Raw genomic sequence first — 26495 nt, forward strand, 5'->3', positions numbered from 1 at the left:
TTTCAGCGCCATTACATTCCGAAGACATTTTCTACGATCCTTACCGCCACTTTACATCGTCCTAACAATCAGCATTTTTTTAGATTCCTTTTTCATCTTTTATTTTAAAATATGTACCAGCAGGGAATAATCTCTTAGTGACTGATGAAAGAGAAGGTGATGCTATGAGTAAATCGCGGGACAGTTATTTCGATAACGCAAAATTTTTATTGATATTCCTTGTTGTATTCGGTCATATTCTTCGTTCCTTTATTAATGATAATCACTTTATGCTCTACCTCTACAAGTTCATTTACACATTCCATATGCCTGCATTTATTCTTGTATCCGGTTATTTCGCAAAAGGCTTTAAACGGGAGGGATATGTAAAAAAGCTGGCGGCCAAGCTGATTATTCCGTATTTGATTTTCCAAATCATTTATTCCGTTTTTTATTACATTATGCAAGATGAAAGCATGGCAAATGTGAACCCGATTGACCCGCAATGGTCGTTATGGTTTCTTGTAAGCTTATTCTTTTGGAACCTGCTTCTATATCCTTTTTCAAAGCTTTCAAAGCTGGGGGCCCTGTTTGTCAGCTGCGGATTCGCCGTGCTGATCGGTTATCTGGACTTTGTCAGCAGCACGCTGAGTTTGTCACGGACATTCGTATTCTTACCGATGTTCCTTGTCGGTTTTTATTTAAATAAACACCATTTTGATTTATTGAGATCAAAACGAGGCAAACAAATTGCGCTCGGAGTGCTTGCCGCCGTATTCGTCATCTGCTGGGGCATCGATTTTGACTATTCATTTCTGTTTGGTTCAAAACCGTATTCGTCATTTGGAGACGTTACCCTTGTAAGCGGGCTATCCCGAATCGGCTGGTATGTACTCGCCTTTGCGGCAACCTTTAGCTTTTTAGCGCTCGTTCCGCAAAAACGGTATTTCTTTACCAAATGGGGGACCCGGACATTTTACGTGTATTTGCTTCACGGGTTTATTATTAAAACGCTGCGGCAGGTCGGTCTTGAGGATTGGCTTACTGACTATCAAAGCTTAGTGATCCTCTTGCTTTTAACAGCAGCACTGACATCAGTACTCTCCAGCAACTTTGTTAAGACAGTTGCTCAGCCTTTCATTGAGCTGAGGATGACCAGCTTATTGCAATTTGTCAGAGGAACGGGCAAAAATGCTTATTTAAAATAGAAAAAGCACCTCTTAAGCGGGACACCGCCTAAGAGGTCTTTTTTATTTCTGTTTATTATTTTTGTTTTTTTCATTTTTCTTTTCAGGCTTTGTGACTTCCAGCGTTTCGATGATCTTACCGGCATTGTAATCCCCAAATTCACTTGAGAATTCTTCCTCCAGCACCTTCTTATTCATAGGCTTTTTATGATTTTGCATATCTCTGCTATGACGGTGTTTCTTCACAATCACATGCCTCCCTGCTTACCCTGTTTGGAATTGCGGTTTGCCCCTCTAAAATTGGGGTCGTCATGATATTGTGTCTTATATGAATTTGGGTCCATGCTCTCAGTAGGTGTATTGTTATTTTTAATGGCTTCATTTACTTCAGCTTTACGCTTCATTCGAATCCTCCTCGCCAGTTTTCACACATTTCGGCTAAAGATGCAGGGGCATTAAACTGCACCTGTCGAAGTTAGGTTCTCCAACTGAACAGGAGGCACACATCTTTTTTTTGGCAATCAAAAAACACCGCTAAATTGGCGGTGTTTTGTCTATCCGATAATCACTCTTTCCTTCGGATAATGATAATTCGCTTCAATTTCCTTTCTACCTATCAGATACAGGAAGGTCAGGATGCCGATTCGTCCGATAAACATAACAATCATAATGACGCATTTTCCAACACTGCTCAAATCAGCCGTAATTCCAAGTGACAGACCGGTTGTACCGAATGCCGAGCACACTTCAAACAAAAGCTCCAGCAGGGAATGCTTTTCTGTAATGGTCAGAATGAGTGTCGAGCCAAAAACGAGCAAGATCGCCATCATTGTGACAACAAGCGACTTCATCAGGTCAGCAGGGTGCAGCTCCCGTTTGAATACCTTTACGGACTTATTACCGCGGGCGAAATGAAACAGCGCAAGAAGATTCAAGGCAAAAGTCGTTGTCCGTATGCCTCCCCCGACTGAACTTGGCGACGCTCCGATAAACATCAGCGCACAAATAAAAAAGAGTGTGGGATCTGATAATTGGCTGATATCGATTGTGGCAAGACCCCCGCTTCGGGTTGCCGTTGATTGAAACAGGGACAGAAACAAAATATCATGCCATGATTTTCCTGCGAACGCATGGTTTGCTTCCAGGGCAAAGATGCCTATGGCTCCAAACAAGACAAGCGAGCCGAACGTAATCGTTGTGATCTTCGTAAAAAGCGTAAATGGATAACGGCGATGCTTTGAAAACAGGAAATCCTTTACTTCAACCAGCACAGGAAATCCAATCGCTCCAAATATAATTAAAAGCATTGTAATAAACTGCACAAAGTAATCGTGACGAAATGGAATCATCGAATTACCGGTAATATCAAATCCGCCATTTGTCGTTGCGCTGATACTGGCAAAAAACCCGTGTAAATAAGCTTCCTGAAAGGAATCATAGTAGGTTAAGAAATAAGTGCCGAGTATAAGCCCGCCAAAAAATTCAATCCACAAGATCAGAAAAAGAACCTGCTTCATCAGATTGACAATCCCGGAAAACTGGGATTGATTTTGGTCAACCATAATCAATTTCCGTTCTTTCAGCCCGATTCGTTTTCCCATGATCAGCCAAATGAACGTTCCGAGCGTCATAATCCCGATTCCGCCAAATTGCAGAACAAATGCCAATATAAAAATGCCTGTTGTACTGAATGTATCAGCTGTATCAACGACCGTCAGCCCTGTTACGCTGACTGAACTGACGGCGGTAAACAGCGCATCAATGAACGTCCAGTCCGCCCCCGGTTCATGGCCCGCCGGCAAACTCAGCAATATAACGGCCACAGTAACTGCAAGAAAATAATATAATGCGATCAGCTGGGCCGGTGACAGGGCCTGTATCAATTTCCCAAACTTTAATTTCATGTAAAATCCTTCTGCCTCTCTTTTTAAGTACGGTAATTATTCTAAAGATATTAGGTCCATTTTTAAAGGCTTTTACGGAACATTTTCTTAACTTGCTTATTTTTTTATGTTTTTAATCAATGGATAAAATAAAAAAACCTCTGAGAATTTCCTCAGAGGAACAATGTGTTTGTATTACTTAGCTTCCAGCCGTCTGATACGCTCGTCTAAATCAGGGTGAGTAGAGAAAAGTGAAGAGCGCTTCTTGCCATTGATCTTTAACGTTTGGACAGCTGTCTGATCGTCTTCCATCATTCGGGAAGAGTAGCCTTTAAGCGTCCGAAGCGCATGAATCATCTTATCCTTGCCGGCAAGATCCGCTCCTCCCCTGTCAGCATGGAATTCACGATGGCGTGAATACGCAAACACAACCAGGCTGCCAAGTATCGAAAAGATAATCTGAAAGACAATCATTGCAATAAAATGTACGATCGGCGCTAGATCTTCTTTGACAAAACGGCTTGCAATCCAAGCTGCGATGCGTGATAGAAAGACGACAAAGGTATTGACGATACCTTGTAAAAGCGTCATTGTTACCATATCACCATTAGCGATATGCGCGACCTCGTGGGCAAGCACTCCTTCAACCGCCGCATCATCCATCTGCTCCAGCAGCCCAGACGATACTGCGACAAGAGAACGGCGTTTAGACGGTCCAGTCGCAAACGCGTTTACTTCAGGTGAACGGTAAATCCCGATTTCCGGCATTTTCGTTAACCCTGCAGAACGGCTTAATCTATGGACACGATCAACCAATTGCTGTTCCTCGTAGCTGAGTGAGTGTTTTTTCGGATTCAGCACTCTCACGCCCATCATCGTCTTTGCCATCCATCTGGACATTGCAAGAGACGTAAAGGAACCGACAAAGCCAACGACTAAACTGAACACAAGAAGCGCCATTGGATCGATACCGCCATCAGCTGTAAAGTATGTCCCTACTCCAGTAACAGAGCTCAAAATAGACAAAACAATCCCGATTGTTGTAAGCACCAAAATATTCGTTAAAATAAACAGAAAAATTCTTTTCGCCATAACAACCTCCGTTATTTTAAGTTCAAAAGAACCTGTATATTTAAATTATAAAACATCCATTTGAAAATGCAAGGAATTCGACGTATGATGTTAATGTAATTTGCTGACGCTTCAATTTTGAACTTATACATAAACCGCTTATCCGCGTCAAATTGTTTAAAGAGGTGAACAATGAACATTTTTAAACTTTCTCGAACCGATATGGTGCGGCTGCTCTATTCACTAAAAGGACAAGGAGAACATAGCCCGCTCGACATTCTCGTCCAATCAGCGAACATGTCAGCAGAAAAAGCAGCCAATCATCTTGAAATTCCTGAATTTCTTACAAGATACGAACGAAAAAAACAGAAAAAAGAATACGGCCTCTCTACAAATGAAATCGTAGAGCTCGGCAACTTATGCGAACTGACTTCATTAAAGTCAACCGCGATTCAAAACTGGGTAAAGCGTGATATCAAGGATCTGATCGGACACCCTGAGCTGGGCAAAAAATACTCAGTTGAACAAGCAGTTATTCTTTTAATTGTACGTGATTTAAAATCCATTTATGACTTTGAACACATACGGGCTATTTTAAAAGTGGCCTTTAACACAATCTCAGACAGATCTGATGATGTCATTAGCCCGATTGCTTATTATGAAAGCTGTGCATATGTGCTTGATGCCGTCCATCACCAAGATACTCCTTCTATGAAAGAATCAAATCTGCAGGTGATCGTCGAACAGGAGACAGAACGTCTCCGCTACCGTTTTGAAGAACTGAATGACGGCCAATGGCTTAAAATCAGACAGATTATCGCCATTACAGTCCTCTCCATTTTAACGTTCCATATTCAGGCAACCGCTCATAAAATGACAGCAGACATTTTATAGTCTGCGCACCCCCGGCTCAGAGGCCGGGGGTTTATTTTTCTCCACAACAATTGCCAGCATAAATAATCCCCGTATATTTCAAACTAAATACGCGTTAAGAATTTCTTTATAGAAAAAGGAGATGAAAAAGATGGCGAGCAGAAATAAACTCGTTGTTCCAGGGGTGGAGCAGGCACTAGACCAATTTAAACTCGAAGTGGCTCAAGAATTCGGTGTGAACCTTGGTTCTGATACAGTCGCACGCGCTAACGGCTCTGTAGGCGGAGAAATGACAAAGCGGCTGGTGCAGCAAGCACAATCTCAGTTAAACGGCACAACTAAATAAATTCAGGTCTTTATTCGCCGGGGGCACTCGGCGAATCTTCATTTTGAGCTGAATTATTATCACTGCTGTAGCCGTTTGGATTACGGCGGTCTGAAGCGTTATCCCTTCTGGATGAAGAACGATTCTTGCCTTGTTCACCATTGTTCCAGTCCCTGTGGTATTGGCTTTGACCTTTGTCAGCGCTGTTATTTTCATTTCCTTTATCTTGAGGATCTTGTATTGGGGTTTGCTCATCGTCCCCATCTTTTTCGGTATTTGTGTTTTCATCTGATTCCTTTACATTTTTATCTTTATCACTTTTATCAGTCTGGTCATCCGCTTTATCTTCTTTCTGGTCTCCGGAATTCGCATCATTCAACTGTTCATTATCTCCTTGCTTGCTGTCCTGGGAGTCGGTTTGATCGGTGTTTTCACCCTCATTTTCTTCACTCTTTTGATCCTCTTCCCCGGATGGTTTGCTGGAGTCATCTTTTAACTCTTTATTGTTATTCTTTTCATTTGATTTGATGTAGCTGCCTGTTGAAACGCCTTCTTTCTTCGCTTTTTCCCTCGTTTGCATGTCTGACTCGAGAGATTCCATGCGGTATGTCGTTTTATATTTTTCAGTCACATCGTTGAGCTGTTTTTTCACAGCTTTTTTATATGTATTGTCTTCCGTATTTTCATAAACAGTGGAAATCAATATTTCTTTCGATTTCTTTACATACCCGTGCTCATTGCAGTCGGTTATTATATCGTCAATCACCTTTTTAAAATCAGTCTTCTCCCAATCATCTATATCATTTACGACCTGCTTTCCCTCATCGTTTAGAGGCGTCAGTTCAATCACTTCATAATCGCTGTTTAACGCCATTTCGACGCTTGGATTGATATCGATTGTCATATACGCATAGGCCTTATTGTTGGAAAAAACGGGGAGAACTATAAAAATAAAAAGCATAATAGCAGTCATCGTAAAAATCCCCATTTTGAAAGGGCGCAGTTTAAAAAAATCAAAAAAGCTGGCCCTTCTGCCCATGCGTGTTTCACTCGGAAGCATGATTTCCTCTCCGATTTCATAGCTGTGGCGATCATTTTTGGCTTTTAAAAATTGTCCGTCAGGGGTCAGCAACGTGACGAATTTTTTATTTTTCTCTACTATAATCCCTCTTCTCATGAGTGCAGCACCCCTTTAAGATAATCTTTTAAATAAATATAATCACCCGTAATAATAATACACATCGCAATAATATATTTTCTGTTTCTCTCAATCGTTTTTCGGCTTACAGAGACAAGCTGCTCCAGCTGTTTCACTGGAAGCTGCTTTTTTGTATAGAGAATAGCGGCCAATTCTTCGTGTTCAACAAGCGTCATTGCCACTTTTATGGCATTTTGCCTTGCATCCGTGTGCTTTGGAGAATTTTCAAGCAGTTCTTTAAACGACAAACCATAATCCTTGAGCTGCCTTTGAAAATAGAGGATTTCCTCCCGCCTCTGCTCCTGTTCAATCTGACGGCGGTATTCATCTATGGAAAGCTCGGCTTCAATCAGGCTTTGTGATGATTCCTGATCGTCTCCTTCCTGTAAATCGATATTTATATTTTGTGCGCTTCTGGCTTCTTTTCTAATGTAATCAATGACTTTTCTTTTTATAATAAGCTCAGCAAATGCGAGCAGAGAATTTCCTTTTTCAGGTGAATATTTTTCAATGGCTTCATTAAACGCGATCAGTCCAATACTGAACTCATCGTCTTTTTCATCTATATATCGTTTACAAACGGATGAAACCGTCTTTGCGATAAATGGCTTATATTGCTGTATTAATTCATTTTGCAGATCTTTATTGCCTTTTTGTATACTCTCAACAGCTTTTTCAAGCGTTTGCTTCTTTTTTCCCAATTTAAACAAAAGGCTAAGCACTGGTTTCACCTCAGTTCCTCCCTATAACTACTCATTAATGATAGCTAATTTGATAGGGATTCGCAAAGGAGAAAAAGAAATATTGATTTCCAATGTCTCAATTATGACAAACCATTCTGACGTCCTATACATGATTTCGTGCCTTTCTAAAGAATTAAGGGGGTTTTATGCGTGTTTTTTGTAACAAAGCTGTTATAAAAATGTTATTTTATTTCGCCCGTGAAAACGCTTTAAACATGAAAAGACTCTGCTTTTAAGCAGAGTCTTTCAGATTACGCCCGTTCCCGGGTGCTGTTTTTTTGTTCGTTTTGTGTGCCCTCCGGCTGTTTTTTCCCACCTGACATAAACCAGCCGCTAACTGCAATTGCCGCTAAGACACCCCAGAATATCAGCTTCCATGTTCCAGAATGGATAAAGTGTTCAGAAACAACTGCTATGTCACGATGGGCAAGCGTATATAAAGCAAGCTTCACTCCGACCCAGCCGACAATCACAAAGGCTGCTGTTTCTAGGCTTGGACGTTCCTTTAATAACTTTACAAACATTGAAGCCGCAAATCGCATGATCACCAGTCCGATTATACCACCGGCCAAAATGATGATAAATTGCCCTCCGTCAAGTCCGCCGATCTTCGGGAGTGATGTCCCAGGGAGCGTAACCGCCAGTGCTACTGCTGCTAAAATAGAATCAACAGCAAACGCGATATCTGCCAGTTCCACTTTTAAAACAGTCGGCCAAAAACCGCTTTTCTTCGTCTCTTTATGCGTGTCTTCTTTCTTAAATACATATCTTTTCAATAAGTGGCTTGCTGAGATATACAGCAAATAGATCGCGCCAATCGCTTGAACCTGCCATACGTTGACCAAGAAAGAAATTGCAAATAAAGAGCCAAATCGCAGTACAAAAGCCCCTGCCAATCCATAAAACAACGCTTTTTTTCTTTTTTCCTCCGGCAAATGTTTTACCATGACCGCCATAACCAGTGCGTTATCGGCGGCTAAAATCCCTTCCAGCCCGATCAAGACGAGAAGAACCCAACCATACTCTAATAATAATGCTGCATCCATAAATGATACCCTCCCAAAAAAGTTGTTTTCTTTCTCTTCATCCGATCTTATGCCGGCCGGACCATGCAAAAAAGACCTTTGCCGACATAAGGCAAAGGTCTTGCTAGACATGAATTCAAGCATGCCAACAAAGCCGATGGATACCATCCATGAAATGACGACTTTGTTTCCGGAATATATTCCGGACGCTACTCCCCTTTGGGATTTCAAGAAATATCATTTTATACGTCAATAATATGCGCAGTGCGGTGATTTGTCAACGTTTATTTTTTAAAAATACTGATAAATGTTCGGAGTGCGTGCGTTTCTTCCTCTTTTTCATCAATAAGTAGAGCAGGAACAGCACCAAAATCGCTATCCCGATCGGAAGCATATATTGATCAAGAATAGAGCCGACTTCCTTCCAATTTTCACCGAGCTTCACACCGAGATAAACATATACAAATGTAATCGGAAGCATAGCGATGAATGTATAAAGCGAAAACACCCAAACATTCATTTTTGCAATGCCGCACGGTATGGAGATCAATGTCCTGATGCCAGGCAAAAAACGGCCGCTGAAGGCGACAAAGCCCCCATGTTTTTTAAAAAATTGATCCGACTTATCAAGCGCTTCAGGCTTAATAAAAAGGTACTTCCCAAAACGTTCAAGAAACGGCCTTCCTCCGTACCTTCCTATCCAATACAGCGTAAGCGGACCGGCCACTCCTCCTAGCGTTCCTGCCAAAACAACGCCGGTAAGCGTCATATCGCCTTTCGATACCCAGTAGCCCGCAAGAGGCAGGACGATTTCAGCGGGGATAAACTCAATACTGAGCGCTAGAAATATTCCAAAATAAGATAAGCTTTTAAATGCTTCTATCCATGACATTACCAGCTCTTCGATAGCCTTCAACTCCCCTTTTCCCTATTTATGTATTGTACATTTTATTTTTTTGGAAAACGTCAACATGATTTTAACACATTTTTCACGGTCAGCTGAACTAAAAATAGCTCTCACTCATATTTCTATCATCTTGAAGGCTGAAAGGCTGGAGTTAAGCAGCCGATAATAAAGAGAGTCAACAAGACTGGAACATCAGATACGGGAGGAATCTCCATTTGGAAATACACGTTACGTATAATACGACGCTCATATATTTATCTATTCTTATTGCCTGTGCCGCCTCATACATTTCCCTTGAACTGTCAAGGAAAGTCACGATCCATACGGGTTTAAAAAGTAAAGTTTGGCTGATTGGCGGCTCACTTATAATGGGATTCGGGATTTGGTCAATGCATTTTGTAGGGATGATGGCCGTCCATATGGAGATGGAGATGCAGTTGGAATATGAATTCATGCCTTTAATGGCATCCATTGGTGCATCTGTTTCTGGATCATTTGTGTCATTATATTTTGTCAGCCGGAACATTCTTACATTTTACAGACTGCTTACCGGATCAGTTGTGCTTGGCGCATCTATTGCTTCTATGCACTATATCGGAATGTCTGCCATTTCCCGGGTAATGATTATATATGAACCGATTCTATTTACAGTTTCAATTATCATTGCGATTGCAGCATCTTTCGTCTCGTTAAAGATATTCTTTGACTTGGCCGTAAAAAAACATTCTGATCATCTTATGTACTATAAAGTCATCAGTTCACTTGTAATGGGTTTAGGGATTTCGGGCATGCATTATACAGGAATGCTTGCCGCAACTTTCCATGAGGACACGGCTCCTCCCGGAAGCCATATGGAAGTACATACGTTTCATTGGTCAATTTTTGTTACTTTAATTATTTTTTGTATACAAACATTATTATTATTCAGTTCCCATGCAGACCGAAAGTTTATGAAACAAAGCGAACGCATAAAGGATAACGAACAGAGATTTCAATCTTTAATCAACCACAATATTGATGCCATCTTTATTTTGTCATTAGAAGGCGACATTATATCATCAAATCATGCCGGCGAGGAAATGATCAGCAAATTTGGATTCAGCATGCACGATTGGAGAAATTATACATCTCAGAAGATTAAGCTCCTTTTTGAGCAAGTTAAAAAAGATAAACAAGCGATGAACAGTGATAGCGATCTGATTACTGAAAAAGGCCAGTTTCACTTAAATATTACGCTCATACCTGTTGAGGTCAATCAAGAGCTTGACAGCATTTATGTTATTTGCAAAGACATGACAAAGCAGTACAGAGCAGAGAAAGAAATCCATAGAATGGCTCATTATGATTCGCTTACAGACTTACCTAACAGAAGGCATGCCATCTCTCACCTAACAGAAGTGCTGAATCGCGAGCATACCTTACACTATAACACCGTTGTATTCTTTCTGGACTTAAACCGGTTTAAAGTGATTAACGATGCATTAGGGCATAATGTCGGTGATCAACTGCTTCAGCTTGCAGCTAAGCGCCTGTCATCTGTAGTTCCTGATAACGGATTTATTGCCCGTCTTGGCGGCGATGAATTTATTATTATATTGACAGACGCCAATACAGGAACTGGCGAGGCAGATGTTTTAGCAAGAAAAATTATCCAAAAATTCGAAAAACCTTTTAAAATCCAAGAGCACACTCTAGTCACATCTGTCAGTATCGGGATTGCAATATCTCCAAAAGACGGGACGGATGGCCTTGAATTGATGAAAAAGGCTGATATGGCGATGTATGCCGCTAAAGAACCAAACAAAAGCAAATACAGGTACTTTTCTTTTTCAATCGGGAACAAAGAAACCGTCAAGCTGAATCAAGAGATCGTACTTAGAGAAGCAATTGAAAACGATAGGTTTGTTTTACATTATCAGCCGCAATTCAGCGCAAAAAATCAAAAAATGACAGGGGCAGAAGCATTAATACGTCTTGTCACACCCGACGAGCAGCTGTGCCCACCTGGAGAATTCATCGGTGTCGCAGAAGAAACGGGCCTTATTATTGATATCGGAAAGTGGATTATAGATGAAGCATGCAAACAGGCAAGGGTTTGGCATGACAAAGGCTATGATCTTTCTGTCGCCATCAATATTTCCGCCAAACAGTTTCAATCCGAAGATCTGATCCCCCTCATCAAGGATAGGCTGAATAAATACAAGCTTCCTCCGCACCTTCTTGAAGTGGAAGTGACAGAAAGCATGACAATGGACAATCTTGATCACTCCAAAAAGGTTTTGTCATCGCTAACGGAATTAGGAATCAGAATCAGTATTGACGATTTCGGTACTGGTCACAGCTCGCTTAGCTATTTGAAGCACTTTCCGATTCACAGGCTGAAAATTGACAAATCATTTATTGACGATATTCAAACCCATCGTAAATCAGAGCAAATTACAGGGGCTATTATTGCCATGGGCCATCAGCTGTCTTTGCAGGTGATTGCCGAAGGTGTTGAAAATTCAGCACAAAAGCAGCTCCTTTATGAAAAAGGCTGCGACCATTTGCAGGGATTCTTTTTCAGCAGGCCAATACCGCCGGAACAAATCGAACAATTCATTATTGAACAGCCGCCGCAATAATAGCGCGGCTGTTTTTTTCACCCATAAGTTACTACACATGAATCGCCCCCCTCCTCTTCACACTAAAGAAAAAAAGGGGTTTATCGATATGCATACAATGTGGAAGGGATCGATCAGTTTCGGATTAGTAAACATCCCCATCAAGCTATATGCGGCCACAGAAGATAAAGATATTAAGCTGCGCAGCCTCCATAAAGAGGATCACGCACCAATCAAATACGAGAAAGTTTGCACAAATTGCGAAAAAACACTTAGTCCTGATGAAATTGTCAAAGGATATGAATATGTAAAAGGAAAATATGTAGTGCTGACGGACGAAGATTTAAAAAGCTTAAAGCAGGAGCATGAGGAGAAAGCGGTTGAGATTGTTGACTTTGTTCAGCTTCAGGAAATTGATCCGATTTATTTTAACCGCTCCTACTTCGTCGGCCCCGGGGATAACGGGACGAAAGCCTATACCCTGCTGCGTGAGGCGCTGCGTTCAACCGGAAAGATTGGTATCGCCAATATGACAATCAGGTCAAAGCAGCAACTGGCGATTCTCCGCGTTTATGAAAATTGTATCGTCATGGAGTCCATCCATTATCCGGATGAGGTCAGAAGCGCCGCTCATGTCCCAGGTGTACCTGATCAATCGAATGTAAATGATAAGGAACTGCAAACCGCTATCACATTAATAGATGAACTGACTGCTGAGTTTAAACCTGAAAAATATGAGGACACGTATCGTCAGGCTCTGCTGCAAAGAGTCAATGACAAGCTTGAAAATAAAGAGACAGCCGTCACTCCTGATAAAGCGCCACCGCGTGAAGATGTCATTGACCTGGTAAGCGCACTGCAAGCCAGCATCGACAGAACCAGAAGACCGAACCCCGAGACACCAGCTGCCGCACCTGCACAAGCCGCTGAACCGAAAGGAGCCGGAGATAAAAAACGGAAAACGACTAGAAAAAAAGCCTCCGGCACGTCATAGTCCATGGCGTTAACCATGCAGCCGGTCCTTACTTCGTCACCGCCAATCGGAGAAGAATGGCGTTACGAAGTTAAATATGACGGGTACCGATGTATTCTTCGCATCCATTCTTCAGGTGTGACCTTAACCAGCAGAAATGGTGTGGAGCTCAACAGCACCTTCCCTGAAATTACACAATTCGCCAAAAGTGTCTTTCAGCCTATGGAAAAAGAACTTCCGCTGACACTTGATGGAGAAATCGTATGTTTGGTGAATCCTTGTCGTGCAGATTTTGAACATCTTCAAGTACGGGGACGTTTAAAAAGGCCAGACAAGATTCAGGAATCGGCAAACGAGAGGCCGTGCTGCTTTCTCGCTTTTGACTTATTAGAGAGAAACGGAGAAGATGTATCGCTTCTTTCGTATTTGGACCGTAAAAAATCGCTGTATGACCTCATGTCCGCAGCAAAGCTTCCTGCGTCTCCAGACCCTTACGCAAAGGAAACCATCCAATATATCCCCTGTTACGATCATTTTGATCAACTCTGGGAAATGGTAATGAAATATGACGGAGAAGGAATTGTAGCGAAAAAAACAAACAGCAAATGGCTTGGAAAGAAGCGGTCGTCCGATTGGCTCAAATATAAAAACTTTAAACAAGCACATGTTTGCATAACAGGCTTCAACCCTAACAATGGGTTTCTGACGGTGTCCGTATTAAAAAACGGGATCATGACACCGATTGCCTCTGTCTCGCACGGAATGCGTGATGAGGAAAAAAGCGCGATACGAGAGATTATGGAACAGCACGGACATCAAGCACCTTCTGGCGAATTTACGCTTGAACCTTCTATTTGTGCAACTGTTCAATACTTAACGATTCTTCAAGGCACACTAAGAGAGGTATCGTTTGTCGGTTTCGAATTCCAAATGGACTGGACCGAATGCACGTATGCGCAAGTCATACGCCACTCCAAACCGGTTCACCCAAAGCTTCAGTTCACAAGCCTGGATAAAATCATATTTGAAAAGAATAAAAAAACAAAAGAAGATTTTATTCAGTATATGATTGAAGTCAGTGACTACCTGTTTCCATTTCTGAAAAACCGTGCTGTCACCGTCATTCGCTATCCGCATGGAGCTAGGAGCGAATCATTTTTCCAAAAAAACAAGCCGGACTATGCGCCGGATTTTGTTCAATCCTTCTATGACGGAAGCCATGAGCATATTGTCTGCGAGGATATGTCTACATTATTATGGCTTTGCAACCAGCTTGCTTTGGAGTTTCACGTTCCTTTTCAAACCATTAGAAGCAGCCGTCCGGCTGAGATTGTCATTGATTTAGACCCGCCTTCGCGAGATGACTTTATTATGGCCGTTCAGGCTGCAAATGAACTGAAGCGGCTGTTTGACTCCTTTGGCATTACTTCGTACCCGAAGCTGTCCGGCAACAAAGGCATCCAGCTTTATATTCCCTTGTCTTTTGAGGCTTTCACGTATGAAGAAACACGCCAATTTACACAGCTGATTGCCGAGTACTGCACCAATGCATTTCCCGAGCTATTTACCACTGAACGCTTGATTAAAAACAGGCATGGCAAATTGTATCTTGATTATTTGCAGCATGCAGAAGGAAAAACGATTATCTGTCCCTATTCGACGAGAGGAAATGAGCTCGGGACTGTCGCGGCACCGCTTTACTGGCATGAAGTCCAATCATCTTTAACACCCGCTCTGTTTACAATTGATACCGTCATTGATCGAATTAAGAAGAAGGGCTGCCCATTTTTTGATTTTTACCGCAACCCGCAGGACGAACCTCTTAGCGCTATTTTACATCAGTTGAAAAAAAGAGCTGACTAATGAAGTCAGCTCTTTCCGTTTAACTGTACTTTTTCTCTAATCGCTCTTTTTCCTGGCGCTGAAGCGGGCTCAGCGGCTCATTATACAAATCGATATCAATCGCGTATTTCGGGCGTCTTTTCACTTCGGAAAAAATCGTCCCGATATACTCTCCGATAATCCCAATTCCCATCAATTGCAGCCCGCCCAAAAACCAAATGGAAATGATGAGAGACGCCCAGCCTGCATTCGTATGGCCGAGCAGCTTTTGAATAAACGCGCCAATCCCTGCCACAGCGCTGAGAAAAAATAAAACAAATCCCAAAAGCGTAAAGAATCGAATTGGTGCGACACTGAATGATGTAATCCCGTTAAAAGCGAATGACAGCATTTTTTTCAGCGGATATTTCGTTTTGCCGGCAAAGCGTTCCTTGCGGTCATACAACACTTCGGCTGACTTAAAACCGATCATGGGAACAATGCCTCTTAAAAACAAATTCGCTTCTGGATAACGCTCAAGCTCTTCAAGGGATCTTTTATTCATTAAACGAAAATCAGCATGATTGTAAATTAATTTAATCCCAAGCTTATTCATGAGGCGATAAAATCCTAACGCGGTCGTGCGTTTGAAAAAGGTATCGGTTTTTCTGCTTCGGCGGACACCGTAAACGATCTCGCAGCCTTCATGATATTTCAGCATAAAATCCCGGATCACAGAGATGTCGTCCTGAAGATCAGCATCAATCGAAATGACACAGTCTGACCTATTCTTCGCTTTATGGAGTCCGGCTAAAAGCGCTTTTTGGTGGCCAACATTGCAGGCTAATTTTAAGCCGGTAACCTTCTTGTTTTTTATGCTCTCCATGGCAATCAAAGCCCAAGTGCGGTCTTTGCTGCCATCATCGACGAATAGAATTTTACTGTTCTCAGCAATTAATTTCTCTTCAATTAAATCGTCTACAACCTCTGTCAGCTGACGGCTTGTTTCTTGAAACACTTCCTCTTCATTGAAACACGGGACGACGATGGTTAATACTGGCTGTGGCTGTTTCAATCGATATCCTCCTTATCTTGTTTCATATAAATAAATGCGCCAAGCGGAATCCTTATGGTCAAACGTCTTGACAAGCGCAAGATGGTTTTGTTCAGCATTCATGATCGGAACTGAAGAAAAAATGTACCGTCCGCCCATTTTTTTAAATACATCTGTATTTAATTGAAGATTGTTAATCGTTTTCTTCGAGTTCTTTTTGAAATCGTATCGTTTACCGAGTTCATCGACAAAAAGGTAGCAGCGGCTGCCCCACTCATCAAAATATTGTTTCAGCCGAGTGTTTTTTTCCAGCTCTTTTTCGATGATTTTCCGAAATTCATATTTATAAGAAAGCGGATATAGATTGTTATACGTATCTAACGTATAAAACCCGTTATATTGGGCGATTGACGGATGCAGGCCGATGCTCGCCACCCTGTACGAATCTTGCGGGCGTCCGATAAATTCCTTAATCTCGTTGAATTGCTCGGATGCATAAAATTCCCTGAATGTCGGCGCGTTGTAATGAACACCATACGTATACTCTTCATTAAAAGGCGCCAGCACCATCAGCTGTGCAGCGACCGCGGCGTACACAAGCCATTTCCACCCTTTCCCCATCCGCCAAATAAGATATAAAGCAAGCGCAAAGCTCACGTATATAACAAGCGGTCGCAGAAAATGAAATCGGGCAAAATTAAATTCTGCTAAAAAGGCAAATGTCTGCTTAGGCACTGCCCAAATTTTGTTAAACCAAAACGCATACCATAATGACAGTCCGTAATTAAGCACACATAAAAACAGATAAACATTTTCTGGCTTTGTCCGATTTCGTTTGAACAGCAGAGCAGCAAATACGAGCAGCAGAATCGGTAGGATGACAACGGTATGAACGGTCATCACATGATTATGGCCATAGACAAAGTTTTTTACGGATAGTCGAAGAGAATGCCAAACGTCATGCCTGGATGAGATAAATTCAATCCGATGCATCGGTGCATGCTCAAACAACATCGAATAGACAAGCCGATATTCAACGAAAAGATAGATACTCGTCATAAATGCAATACTGCCTAAGAAAATCAGATTCCATCTTCTTTTTGTAATGGCATCATACAGCCAAAAACACGCCATTCCTGCCAGGAAAAAGAAGAAGCCTAGCACAAAGCTTGAGTATAAGGGGAGCAAGCCCAGCGTCAGCCACTCTCTCCATGAGATATCCCCTTTTCGGATATTTAAAAAAGCCCACAGTGCCAAAGGGTACCCAAGCGTACTCAGCATTCCCGATGGCCAGAAAGGTGTTAAGGCAAATGCAAGCGATACGCCAATTCGGATGAAAGCCGCTTTTGGCTCCGGGATTACATGTTTTTTCAGCAGCACATACATTCCAAAAAAAGCGACAACTCTTGTAACCGTTTGGCTTATTGCATAGGCAGTCATGGAAGAAAAGAAAGCATGGAGCCAAACAATGCCGCTCCACTCGGTGCCAAAGGCATCCCGTGGCAGCCCGTTAATGATTTGCGGAATGGCAGCGTCAACCTTGCCGACGATTTCTCCGCTATCGGCAAGAACCTTGTACCACGCGATGTTGGAATCTAAATTATCGTGGACCCGGATATGGGCATCTTCCTTTAAAACAAAAAGCGGGGATACATACAGCAAAAGGAGAAATAATGCGATCCAGAGATAATATGTTTCTTTTTTTTGTTGTCTCATCAACCGTAACATTGCTTACACATCCATTTGTTATTCTGACTCCGTCGGCATGTTCTGCCTCATGTGTCAAAATTTATTATCCCTTTTCCCTTCCAAATCATTCATCATATGACAATCCGTTTTTCAGCCTGTCTCTACCCATTAATTCCCGCTATCCATAGCGCTTGATCACTTACTATACTGATAGCAGGGAGGGGATATATTTTGTTTACAATCTTACTTTCATTGGCCATACTCGTATTTGTGCCATTTCTATATAAAGCGAACCGCAATACAAAAGATGTGAAAGTCAACACCATTTCCATCGATCAAAAAGACGGCCTTCCAGCCAGAAAAAAATTAAATATCCTTCATTTATCAGATCTTCACTTGGAAAACATTTCAGTCTCACCTGAGGAGCTGTATCTTTTAACAAAAGATCAGCCTGTGGACATCATTGCTCTTACCGGGGATTTTCTTGATCGAAAACGTAATATTCCGAAGCTGGCAGGTTACTTGAACGCCTTGCAAAAGCTGAAGCCTGCATATGGAATGTACGCGGTGTTCGGTAACCACGATTATGTATTGAAAGAAAGACACTTTCAGAGGCTGAAGCGTGTTTTAGAGGAAAACGGCTGTATCACGCTTCAAAATGAACATGTTCGAATCGAGACGGCTGCAGGGCCAATCAATATTATCGGCATTGATGATTACAGTACGAATCGCAGTAATATCACCGGCTCTTATCAAAGTTTGGAAAACGGCTATCACCTTGTACTAACACATGACCCAAATATTATTCTGGATATGAAAGATGTTCATTACGATTACCTGCTGTCAGGCCATTTTCACGGCGGGCAAATCCATTGGCCAAAACCGTATCATTTGGTGAAAATGGGCAAACTCGTGCGCATGAACATGATTAAAGGTCTTCATTATCATCACGATAAGCCATTTTATATCAGCGAAGGCTTAGGACAAACCGGCGTAAATATCCGTGTCGGGAGCCGCCCTGAAGTGACATTTCATCAGATTTAAGCAAAAAAGACTGTGCTGACCGAGGCATCAGTCTTTTTTTTGATAGGTTTTCTGCAGTTTTTCTTTTGAGATCAACAAATAGGATGAATTCGGTAAATGCCGCAAGCTCACAGGCTTTGAAGTCAAATATAAAATCGGCACATGGGACATTTTTTTAAAGCATCTGTAAAAAGGGTTCACCGGGGTGATCACATCAAAACCGAGCCTTTTTACACCTTTGTCAAGCATCGTAATCCCAATGATTCCTTTGATTTTCTCGCTTTTTTTATGATTGTTGATATAGTCAAGAAGAAGCGGCATTGATTGATATACTTTCTGATAAATAATGATTCCTTTTCTGACCGTACTCTCAATGCTTTGCAGTTCTCTTATCAGCTTAATATTGTGCAGATGGATTTTAACGAGCACATCATTTTTGTTAATATGCGTTCCGTCGCTCAGCACGACATGATGTCCTTTATACTTCGTCAGCCTGACTCGAAAAACGCTTTTTTGCTCTTTGTCAATCAAGCTTAGCCTAGAAAAAAAGAAATAAATCGGGTCAAGCATTTTCCAAATGGAAAGGAAACAGGTTTTCATCTTTTCACCTTCCTTATGATCAAAAACACCCTTATATTTTGTGAGCGTTCTCCCCAAAATATAGTTGCCATATTTTTTTGGGAGGGCTGTCATGAAAAACATTCTCATTTTTCCTTTTTTAAGCATTTCCACCGGCCATCATCATGTCGCTGATGCATTGCAGGCTGAATTAGAGTCTCAGGGGCTTGGAGCCGAGAACATTGATATCTTTTCACATGCGTATAGGCGGTTAGAAAAACTGTCCTCCGCGGCTTATTTAAAATGGATTCAATACTTCCCGAAAACGTACAGCGGCATTTACCGGCTGCTCGCCTGCGGAGAATATCAACATGACAAACGCTATTCCATGTACGAATGGCTGTTCACACAGCAAATGAGGCACATCTTCCAAGAAAAACAGCCTGATTTCGCCTTCTGCACACATGCGCTGCCTTCTTATCTGCTGAACCGGCTAAAGCCTGAATATCCGAATCTGACGGTTGTGAATGTATACACTGATTTTTTTGTGAATCAATTATGGGGACGGAAGAACATTGATTACCATTTTGTTCCGAGCACCGAAGTAAAGAAGCAGCTCATATCAGAGGGGATCGATCAGAAAAACATATACTTGACCGGCATACCCGTTCACCGAATGTTTGAAATGGGATCAGCAGATGCCTGTCAGCATCATCCGCCATATACCATCATCATCACAGGAGGCAGTATGGGAGTCGGGGGAATGTTAAAATGGGTGCAGAAACTGTCGCCAGGCGGAAAGATCTTATACAAAATATTATGCGGCAGAAACGAAAAGCTCTACTGCTATGTCAAAAGTTTACACCACCCTTTAATTGAGGCGATTCCTTACCTTCACAGCAAAGCAGAGATGAACCGTTTGTACGAACAGGCGGCAGGCATCATGACAAAACCCGGAGGCGTGACCATTAGTGAATGCTTACAGAAGCGGCTCCCCGTATTTATTTATCATGCACTGCCGGGACAGGAGGAAATGAATTTGAACCTTTTAAAAGAAAGGGAGCTTGTCATAGATATAAGAAACTGGGATGTACAAAAAGCAGAAGAACGTTTTGCGGTATTTTTTCAATCAATTGAACTGATGAAGAAATATCAAACACACGTCAATGAATATCTTGAAGAAATGTCTGATAGGAAGATTGAAGATGTTTTAAAAAGAATTCTATGACACAAAAAAACACTCTCCTGAAACAGAGAGTGTAGAGTCGTTAACGAAACAGCAAATGCTGGCTGTGTATGCCCGCTTTCTTGAGCAGGACGATCAGCTGGTCCTGTTCATCAGGCGAAAGGCCTGAAAACGCTCTCGCAATACGCAGAGCATGAATCGGATAAATTTTATCCAAATACTCATTTCCCTTGTCAGTTAAATGTGCGTAAACGGAGCGTTTATCTTTCGGGTCCTGCTCCCTTACTAAAAACCCGTTTCTTTCTAGTTTGTCAATAACATATGTGACGTTTCCGCTTACAAGCAGAAGTCTCGACCCAATTTGCTGCAATTTTTGCGGGCCTCTTGTGTACAGGAGCTCCAGTACAGCAAATTCAGTGGGATTAAAACCGTGCTCTTTGCTATCACGGATACTATGTTCGGACACACTTTTGAAAGCCCTTGCAAAAACTCTGTACAAATTCATCGCACGCTCAACTTCTTCTTCGTTAAACGATAATCTCATCATATCTACCTCGTATATAGGATTTTTATAAAAAAATAATGAAAACCCTTACATATAATAAGAGTTCAGTCCCTTACTATACGTATTCGCTATAATTCGAGAAATTCCTTCTAAAAGCAAAAAAATCCTTATACATTATCTTGTATAAGGATAATTTCTGTGATTTGTAATGCTCCGAAAGAAATAAGCATATTCTTTCCGAAGCTCAGAAATCGTCATTTTGTTCATGACCTCTTTATTATAAACCCCAATTTGATAGAGTTTTTCAGAATAATGACTTCGTTCTTTTTCTAAAGCGGTTTTCAATAAATTACTCATAGCGTCCTCCTTCTTTTTGAGGTATCCTATACAAAAGATACTCTATTTAAATGAACGTGGTATGAATCTAATGTAAAGAATTTATGTTTACGAAGATTTACGGTACCGTCCGTTTTGAACGGATCTTAATAATTGAAAAGCCTGTTCTCCGGCAAGCTGCATAAACGTCTCCAGCATTTCATCACGCTTGATATCCAACTCGATAATTTCTTTTGCCAGTGAGACCGCTTTTTCTTCCTCCATGATTATCCTTCCTCCTCGTTTGTTCGTTACATAAAGGATAAAACGCGCTTGTATGTTACGCATTATTCTTGTTAATTTTTCTTCCGCATTTTTTCAAAAATCTTCTATTTGATGTTAGAAAATATGACAAGCGTCAGGTTTTTTCTCTTTGTTTTTTATATACTATTATCAAAAGACATCCAGGGGTGGAAAAATGACCACAGAAGATCATTCTTATAAAGACAAAAAAGTGATTTCAATCGGAATTGTGAGTGAATTGACAGGATTGTCCGTAAGACAGATCAGGTATTATGAGGAACGAAAACTCATTTACCCGCAGCGTTCTTCAAGGGGGACAAGAAAATACTCCTTTGCCGATGTGGAGCGTCTGATGGATATCGCCAATAAGCGCGAAGACGGCGTACAGACGGCAGAGATTTTAAAGGATATGCGCAAAAAAGAACAGATGTTAAAAAACGATCCGCAAGTGCGGAAAAAAATGCTGGAGGGGCAGCTTAATGCTCACTTTCGGTACAAAAACCGTTAAATGATAAAAGTCCGGCTCGCAGTTGAGACGGACTTTTTATATTTATAATGAGTGTATGAATGCAGTGGCAATGCCAAAGTAGATTAATAAAGATAAAATATCGTTTAACGTTGTAATCAGCGGTCCAGAAGCAATCGCCGGGTCTACTTTCAGTTTGTGCAAAATAATAGGGATAATCGTTCCTGACATCGTGCCGATGATTAAGGTTAAAAACAGTGAAGAAGCGACAACAAATCCCAAAAGCGCATTCCCCTGCCATATGATGGAGACAATCGCGATTAGCACAGAACAAACCGCTCCGATAAAAATACTTGTTCTGAACTCCCGGAAGATCAGGCGCACAATCGTTTTTTTGTTCATTTCTTCTTTAGACAAACCTCTGATGACAACCGCGAGAGATTGTGTTCCCGTATTTCCTGTCATCCCTGACACCATCGGCATGAAAAATGCAAGCGCGACAACCTGTTTCAGCGCATCTTCAAAATAGCTGATAATGCTTCCTGAAATCAGCCCGATAAACAAGAGTAAAATCAGCCATGGCAGGCGCCGGTATGCCGCCACGTAAGCTTTTGTGTCAAAGGTGATGTCTTTACCGGAAGCGGCGAATTTTTCGTAATCCTCATCAGCTTCCCGAATAACGACGTCGATAATATCATCGACCGTCACAATGCCGACAAGCACGTTGTTTTCTTCTACAACCGGTATTGCCAAGAAATCGTAACGTTCAATCAGGCGGGCAACTTCTTCCTGGTCCTGAAGAGCATCTGCTGATATGACGCGGGTAAACATTAAATCCTGCACCTTTTCTTCAGGTTCACCCAGGATCAAATCACGGTAGGAAAGAACCCCAACCAGCTGTTTGCTTTTATTAATAACATATAAGTAGTTGATCGATTCAGCGATTTCAGCGAAGCTTTTCAGTTTGACGACCGCGTCTTTTACCGTATAATGCTGAGGAATCCACACATATCGGTTTGTCATCATGCGTCCCGCTGAGTCAGCCGGATAATTCATCAAGAGCTGTACAGCTTTTGACTCTGACGCTTCCATGCTGGACAAAAGCTGCTCCTTCAGTTCTTCATCCATTTCTTCAAGCAATTGTGCGAGGTCATCGTTGTCCATTTTGTTCATCGCCAGTGTTGCTTTTGTTTTTCCGACTTTATTTAAGACGGCAAGCTGAAATTCGCGTTCCAGCTCCCCGATCATATCAGTGATATCGTCTACAGTTAAATAAGATAAATAGCGGGCGCGGTGTTTTTCCGGCATTTCTTTAAAAATAAACGCCATGTCATAGGGCTGAAGCTCATCAATAACGCTTCTGAAATCCCTGATTTTCCCGTCTCGCAATAAAATAATGATGCGTAAAATGAGTTCGTCATAGGTCATGTTTTGAACCATCGGGACTCGTACCTCCTCTACGGAGACGTGCCGGCCTCGCCAGAAGGTGCGGCAGTTCGTCTCCTCATCGTGTAATCAATTGCCTTGTTGTCATAGTATATGGGTACTTCTTCAGATTGACTCGAATGGGGAGAATCCATACTCCGCACCTCCTTTGATTGGGTTCGTTTTAAAGGCATAAAAAAAGCCTTCAGGATTGAAGGTGAAAGAAGCACGGCAAAAAAGCGTGCGGGCGCCTTCAATCGTAGAGCTTTAGCACTGTATGGCATAGGACAATCATCCAGCTGCATTAAAAATCACCTTATGTCGATGATTTCTGTTGACCCATTGGCGTCTTTGGACATTTTTGGGCAGCAGCGTATCTCCATACAGGAGCCTCACCTAACGAAGTTCCTAATTGAATTGACACACTGAGATTACAGAAAAAAACAAGCTGTGTCAACTCAAAAAAGTAATAAATGCGCTTACATCACAATTACGGAACAAAACAAGGGCCTAAGCCCTTATTCTGTTGTTTGTGTCTCGTCATCTTCAGAAAGCAAATGATACGTTTCATGAAGAAATAAAGCATACTCTCCATCCTTCGTTGGATGAGGGACATATTCAGCTTGATTGATGTATTGCTCCTCTTTCTTTTCCATGCGTTTCGCCTCCTTTTCACTTAGATTGTCCAAAAGAAGGTTTCTTATCATGAAAAACCCCCGCTGCAGCGGGGGTTTGATTAGTCGTCTATCTCAGTTTTGATCATGCGGCCATCCTTTGCGGAAATTTCAAATTCTGTCTCAGTTCCTTGTTTCGTTTGGATTTCAATTTCATAGATGTAAACACCGTCATCTTCGTCCAGCTTACTTTCTGTTACGGTTCCATCTGTTCGCTTTAAAGCAATTTCTTCCGCTTCTTCTTTTGTTATGGCAACTTGTTCTGCTTTCTCCTTTAACGGGTCATTAAGCGCTTGTTTTGTATGAATATCTACATAAACGTCGTAGTCTTCACCCGCTTTTTCAATCTCCACTTCATAGACATCTTTGCCATTGTAAAGCTCTCTGTCAATGTCTTCTACGTTGCCGTCAACAACTGTTTTGGCAATTGATTCTGCTTGTTGTTCAGTGAGTGCACCCGCCTTAGAAGAAGGCTGACTGTTTTCATTGTTTTCTTTGGCAAACGCGTTGTAGCTGAATCCTCCAGCCGCTAGGCACCCTGCTAAAAGCCCGACCATCCATCTTTTCTTGAGCATTTGTGAGTCCTCCTTTGTTTTGTATGAGTACAGTTTACACACTCAACATGAAAGGAAAACGAGAGTAAGATGAGAATTTGATGAGAAACCTTTAGTCTTCATAGACAATGTTAGCTACCTTTCCTGTGTAGGCATTGATCTTCACTGTCGCTTCTTTATCATCAGGAAGATCAACATCCACTTCAAAGATGAGAGTGCCCTCACTTTCTTCGAGATCTGCGTCATCCGCTGTCCCGCCCGTTTCTCGCTCTGCAATTGTTTTGGCTTCTTTTTTCGTAATCGGTGTTTTTTGTTGGTCTTTATTGCTGATTTGATCGGCAGACAAGACTGTTTTTGCCTGCATATCTACCTTCACTTCGTATGTTTTTCCGCCTTCTTTTTGAATGATATATGTGGCAACGCGATTCTTGTGTGTTCGTTTTTTGACCGTACCCGGCACCCGCTTAAGCGCGAGATGCTCGGCTTCTTTTTCTGTCATAACAGATAGATTCATCGCTTTTACTCTATTCATTGAAAGAATGTCAGCTGATGTTGCGTCAGCTTTTATAAAATAAGTTCCCTTGGGATTTTCAAGGGTCATCTCATATGTTTTTTTATCCTTTGACTGTGTTGATTTCGTGACCTTGCCTTCATAAGAGGCTTCGACTTTTTTTATGATAGCCTCCTTTGACAGTACGTCCTCGTGGGTTTGCCGAATGATGAGAAACGTACAGACGATGACGGCTAAAACTGCTGCAGCTGCAAAAGATACTGTTTTTATTGGTTTGTTCATCGGCCTCCCCCATTCTGTTCGCTGAATTGCATGGTGACAGCTGTTCCTTGTCCCGACTTGCTTTTGACAGATAGCTCAATGCCATGCTCATCGGCGATTTGCTTGGCAATGGAAAGGCCTAAACCCGTTCCGCCTGTTTTTCTGTTCCGTGCCTCATCTGCCCGGTAGAACCGTTCGAACAAATGCGGGATATGTTCCTCAGGTATCCCGATACCTTCATCCCTTACTGACAGAAACGGCTGTCCATCCTTCGTTCCGGCTGATATCACAATGGCTTTTTCACTATACTTTATGGCATTATCGAGCAAAATGGTCAGCAGCTGCTTGATGCGTTCTTCATCAGCTGTTACAGGCAGGCTCTCTTTATCTGTTTCGAGTAAAATGTCGCGCTGATAGACAGGCTGGAGCGTTTGCGTGACGGCGCGCGACACTTCAATCAAATCGATTGTTTTCAGATCAACCACGAGTCCTTGATGGCTTTTGGCCAGCGCCAAAAGCTGATTGGCCAGTTTCTTCATATGCACCGCTTCTGCATGAATGGCTTCTATCGATTCCTCAAGCACTTCCGGCTTTTTTGCCCCCCATCGCTTCATCAGGCTGCTGTAACTTTCTATAATGGTGAGCGGAGTTTTTAATTCGTGTGAAGCATCTTGAACGAATTGCTGCTGTTTATCGTAGTGCTCTTTCAGCATCATCGCCATCTCATTAAATGTCAGCCCCATTTGATACAATTCATCGTGCGACTGTCCTTCTAAAGAAATCGTTTTGAATGCTTTCTCTCGCTGTATGTCTCTCATGGTCATCATTAATCGTCTGATCGGATTGATAATACGGCGGGCGAGCAAGCTGCCGGCAAAAAAAGAAGCGATGCAGACAGCGGCACTTGCAGCGATTAAGATGATTTTCAACAGAAACAGGCTCTCTTCTGTATTCTCCTGCCTTTCCACCAATTGAAGAGAAACCACTTGTCCATCGGTCCAAATCACCGGAATTGCAGCCTCAGCAAACAGCTTGCCGTCATGATTCCTCACATCTGCCATTTCCCCGCTGTGAAAAGAGAGAGGAAAATCTTTATACGCTTTTTCTTTTGTGATCGTCATGGCGGCTTTTTGATCACCGTTCACTACACGCACCATGCCATTTGCCGGCAGGTAGGCCTGCAGCATGTCCTGCAAAGCCACTCCTTCTGGTTCAGCAGCATGCAGCGCTTCTGCCATGTTATCCGTCTCATCAGCAAGCCGGGCCGCATCCTTTGATGTCAGCGCAGACGAAAAAATGAAATATACTGCGGTATGAACTAAAATTAATAAAATCAACAGTGATATTGATGTGTACAGATGAATCTTGGTCTTCAGCTTCATC

Annotated in this window: 28 protein-coding genes, 1 pseudogene and 2 riboswitches; of the genes and pseudogenes, 9 read left to right on the plus strand and 20 right to left on the minus strand. The window is 42.0% G+C overall.

Going from position 1 to position 26495, the window contains the following annotated elements:
- Window positions 1–164: 164 nt before the first annotated feature.
- On the plus strand, window positions 165–1187 hold the full coding sequence (locus NZD81_RS08370; RefSeq protein ID WP_041521313.1) for an acyltransferase family protein: 1023 nt from the start codon (window positions 165–167) through the stop codon (window positions 1185–1187).
- Between the two features lie 42 nt (window positions 1188–1229).
- Here NZD81_RS08370 and NZD81_RS08375 read toward each other — a convergent pair whose 3' ends face one another.
- The 4 genes from NZD81_RS08375 to htpX form a co-directional block, all read right to left on the minus strand.
- Window positions 1230–1412: a hypothetical protein gene (locus NZD81_RS08375; RefSeq protein WP_041521312.1), complete on the minus strand. Its 183-nt coding sequence runs from the start codon at window positions 1410–1412 to the stop codon at window positions 1230–1232.
- A 2-nt stretch (window positions 1413–1414) separates the two neighbouring features.
- Window positions 1415–1570: a hypothetical protein gene (locus NZD81_RS08380; protein ID WP_014663734.1), complete on the minus strand. Its 156-nt coding sequence runs from the start codon at window positions 1568–1570 to the stop codon at window positions 1415–1417.
- A 150-nt stretch (window positions 1571–1720) separates the two neighbouring features.
- Window positions 1721–3070, minus strand: coding sequence for a Ktr system potassium transporter KtrD (gene ktrD / locus NZD81_RS08385; protein ID WP_282374260.1), 1350 nt, complete (start codon window positions 3068–3070; stop codon window positions 1721–1723).
- Between the two features lie 174 nt (window positions 3071–3244).
- Complete coding sequence (gene htpX, locus NZD81_RS08390) at window positions 3245–4141, minus strand: protease HtpX (protein WP_069149489.1); 897 nt, start codon at window positions 4139–4141, stop codon at window positions 3245–3247.
- 171 nt (window positions 4142–4312) lie between these two features.
- Here htpX and htpK point away from each other — a divergent pair, with 171 nt between their 5' ends.
- Window positions 4313–5014 carry a transcriptional regulator HtpK gene (gene htpK, locus NZD81_RS08395; RefSeq protein WP_040083317.1) on the plus strand — a complete coding sequence of 234 codons (702 nt, stop codon included), beginning with the start codon at window positions 4313–4315 and terminating at the stop codon, window positions 5012–5014.
- Window positions 5015–5144: 130 nt separating this feature from the next.
- Complete coding sequence (gene sspD, locus NZD81_RS08400) at window positions 5145–5339, plus strand: acid-soluble spore protein SspD (protein WP_003218568.1); 195 nt, start codon at window positions 5145–5147, stop codon at window positions 5337–5339.
- A gap of 10 nt (window positions 5340–5349) precedes the next feature.
- Here the strand turns inward: sspD and rsgI are convergent, their stop codons facing one another.
- The 4 genes from rsgI to NZD81_RS08420 form a co-directional block, all read right to left on the minus strand.
- Window positions 5350–6495, minus strand: coding sequence for an anti-sigma-I factor RsgI (gene rsgI, locus NZD81_RS08405; RefSeq protein WP_282374259.1), 1146 nt, complete (start codon window positions 6493–6495; stop codon window positions 5350–5352).
- On the minus strand, window positions 6492–7247 hold the full coding sequence (gene sigI / locus NZD81_RS08410) for an RNA polymerase sigma factor SigI (RefSeq protein WP_040083319.1): 756 nt from the start codon (window positions 7245–7247) through the stop codon (window positions 6492–6494). The genes rsgI and sigI overlap by 4 nt, the downstream gene beginning before the upstream one ends.
- 263 nt (window positions 7248–7510) lie before the next feature.
- Complete coding sequence (locus NZD81_RS08415; protein WP_040083320.1) at window positions 7511–8305, minus strand: TerC family protein; 795 nt, start codon at window positions 8303–8305, stop codon at window positions 7511–7513.
- Window positions 8306–8354: 49 nt separating this feature from the next.
- Window positions 8355–8514, minus strand: a riboswitch (yybP-ykoY riboswitch).
- 47 nt (window positions 8515–8561) lie between these two features.
- Window positions 8562–9176 (minus strand): DedA family protein, encoded by a 615-nt coding sequence (locus tag NZD81_RS08420; RefSeq protein WP_041521502.1) that lies wholly within the window; start codon window positions 9174–9176, stop codon window positions 8562–8564.
- Window positions 9177–9406: 230 nt separating this feature from the next.
- On the opposite strand from NZD81_RS08420, the gene NZD81_RS08425 reads away from it, so the two are divergent.
- From NZD81_RS08425 to NZD81_RS08435, 3 genes are all read left to right on the plus strand, one after another.
- A complete protein-coding gene (locus tag NZD81_RS08425; protein ID WP_289860062.1) occupies window positions 9407–11815 on the plus strand; it encodes an EAL domain-containing protein in 2409 nt (802 codons plus the stop codon).
- 88 nt (window positions 11816–11903) lie between these two features.
- Window positions 11904–12788 (plus strand): non-homologous end joining protein Ku, encoded by an 885-nt coding sequence (ku, locus tag NZD81_RS08430; protein WP_040083322.1) that lies wholly within the window; start codon window positions 11904–11906, stop codon window positions 12786–12788.
- A gap of 3 nt (window positions 12789–12791) precedes the next feature.
- Complete coding sequence (locus tag NZD81_RS08435) at window positions 12792–14630, plus strand: DNA ligase D (RefSeq protein WP_282374257.1); 1839 nt, start codon at window positions 12792–12794, stop codon at window positions 14628–14630.
- 19 nt (window positions 14631–14649) lie between these two features.
- On the opposite strand, the gene NZD81_RS08440 is transcribed toward NZD81_RS08435, so the two are convergent.
- Window positions 14650–15663 (minus strand): glycosyltransferase family 2 protein, encoded by a 1014-nt coding sequence (locus NZD81_RS08440; RefSeq protein ID WP_069149484.1) that lies wholly within the window; start codon window positions 15661–15663, stop codon window positions 14650–14652.
- 12 nt (window positions 15664–15675) lie between these two features.
- Window positions 15676–17370, minus strand: a complete 1695-nt coding sequence (locus NZD81_RS08445; RefSeq protein WP_172640762.1) for a DUF6044 family protein — start codon at window positions 17368–17370, stop codon at window positions 15676–15678.
- Window positions 17371–17562: 192 nt separating this feature from the next.
- Here NZD81_RS08445 and NZD81_RS08450 point away from each other — a divergent pair, with 192 nt between their 5' ends.
- Window positions 17563–18375 carry a metallophosphoesterase gene (locus NZD81_RS08450; protein WP_282374256.1) on the plus strand — a complete coding sequence of 271 codons (813 nt, stop codon included), beginning with the start codon at window positions 17563–17565 and terminating at the stop codon, window positions 18373–18375.
- A 27-nt stretch (window positions 18376–18402) separates the two neighbouring features.
- On the opposite strand, the gene NZD81_RS08455 is transcribed toward NZD81_RS08450, so the two are convergent.
- On the minus strand, window positions 18403–18954 hold the full coding sequence (locus tag NZD81_RS08455; protein ID WP_282374255.1) for a YkoP family protein: 552 nt from the start codon (window positions 18952–18954) through the stop codon (window positions 18403–18405).
- A gap of 91 nt (window positions 18955–19045) precedes the next feature.
- Between NZD81_RS08455 and NZD81_RS08460 the strand changes: the two are divergent.
- Window positions 19046–20175, plus strand: a pseudogene (locus NZD81_RS08460) (MGDG synthase family glycosyltransferase).
- Between the two features lie 5 nt (window positions 20176–20180).
- Here NZD81_RS08460 and NZD81_RS08465 read toward each other — a convergent pair.
- From NZD81_RS08465 to NZD81_RS08475, 3 genes are all read right to left on the minus strand, one after another.
- Window positions 20181–20645 (minus strand): MarR family winged helix-turn-helix transcriptional regulator, encoded by a 465-nt coding sequence (locus tag NZD81_RS08465; RefSeq protein ID WP_003232536.1) that lies wholly within the window; start codon window positions 20643–20645, stop codon window positions 20181–20183.
- A 132-nt stretch (window positions 20646–20777) separates the two neighbouring features.
- Entirely contained in the window at window positions 20778–20960 is a 183-nt protein-coding gene (ykoL, locus tag NZD81_RS08470; protein ID WP_014663719.1) for a stress response protein YkoL, read from the minus strand.
- A gap of 87 nt (window positions 20961–21047) precedes the next feature.
- Window positions 21048–21203, minus strand: coding sequence for a hypothetical protein (locus NZD81_RS08475; RefSeq protein WP_052438165.1), 156 nt, complete (start codon window positions 21201–21203; stop codon window positions 21048–21050).
- A gap of 193 nt (window positions 21204–21396) precedes the next feature.
- On the opposite strand from NZD81_RS08475, the gene NZD81_RS08480 reads away from it, so the two are divergent.
- A complete protein-coding gene (locus NZD81_RS08480; protein ID WP_003232541.1) occupies window positions 21397–21729 on the plus strand; it encodes a MerR family transcriptional regulator in 333 nt (110 codons plus the stop codon).
- A gap of 42 nt (window positions 21730–21771) precedes the next feature.
- Here the strand turns inward: NZD81_RS08480 and mgtE are convergent, their stop codons facing one another.
- The 6 genes from mgtE to NZD81_RS08510 all read right to left on the minus strand — a co-directional run bounded on the left by mgtE (window position 21772) and on the right by NZD81_RS08510 (window position 26494).
- The gene (gene mgtE, locus NZD81_RS08485; RefSeq protein ID WP_069149480.1) at window positions 21772–23127 is read right to left on the minus strand and encodes a magnesium transporter; all 1356 of its coding nucleotides are present in this window, start codon (window positions 23125–23127) and stop codon (window positions 21772–21774) included.
- 17 nt (window positions 23128–23144) lie between these two features.
- Window positions 23145–23267, minus strand: coding sequence for a hypothetical protein (locus NZD81_RS08490; protein ID WP_041521309.1), 123 nt, complete (start codon window positions 23265–23267; stop codon window positions 23145–23147).
- Between the two features lie 90 nt (window positions 23268–23357).
- Window positions 23358–23523, minus strand: a riboswitch (M-box (ykoK) riboswitch).
- 107 nt (window positions 23524–23630) lie between these two features.
- Window positions 23631–23768, minus strand: a complete 138-nt coding sequence (locus NZD81_RS08495; RefSeq protein WP_052438166.1) for a transcriptional regulator SplA domain-containing protein — start codon at window positions 23766–23768, stop codon at window positions 23631–23633.
- An 80-nt stretch (window positions 23769–23848) separates the two neighbouring features.
- Window positions 23849–24361: a PepSY domain-containing protein gene (locus NZD81_RS08500; RefSeq protein WP_136654595.1), complete on the minus strand. Its 513-nt coding sequence runs from the start codon at window positions 24359–24361 to the stop codon at window positions 23849–23851.
- A 91-nt stretch (window positions 24362–24452) separates the two neighbouring features.
- Window positions 24453–25133 (minus strand): PepSY domain-containing protein, encoded by a 681-nt coding sequence (locus NZD81_RS08505; RefSeq protein ID WP_136654596.1) that lies wholly within the window; start codon window positions 25131–25133, stop codon window positions 24453–24455.
- A complete protein-coding gene (locus NZD81_RS08510) occupies window positions 25130–26494 on the minus strand; it encodes a sensor histidine kinase (protein ID WP_282374254.1) in 1365 nt (454 codons plus the stop codon). The genes NZD81_RS08505 and NZD81_RS08510 overlap by 4 nt, the downstream gene beginning before the upstream one ends.
- Window position 26495 lies beyond the last annotated feature (1 nt).

Source organism: Bacillus sp. B.PNR1, assembly GCF_030386235.1.
GTDB lineage: Bacteria > Bacillota > Bacilli > Bacillales > Bacillaceae > Bacillus > Bacillus stercoris.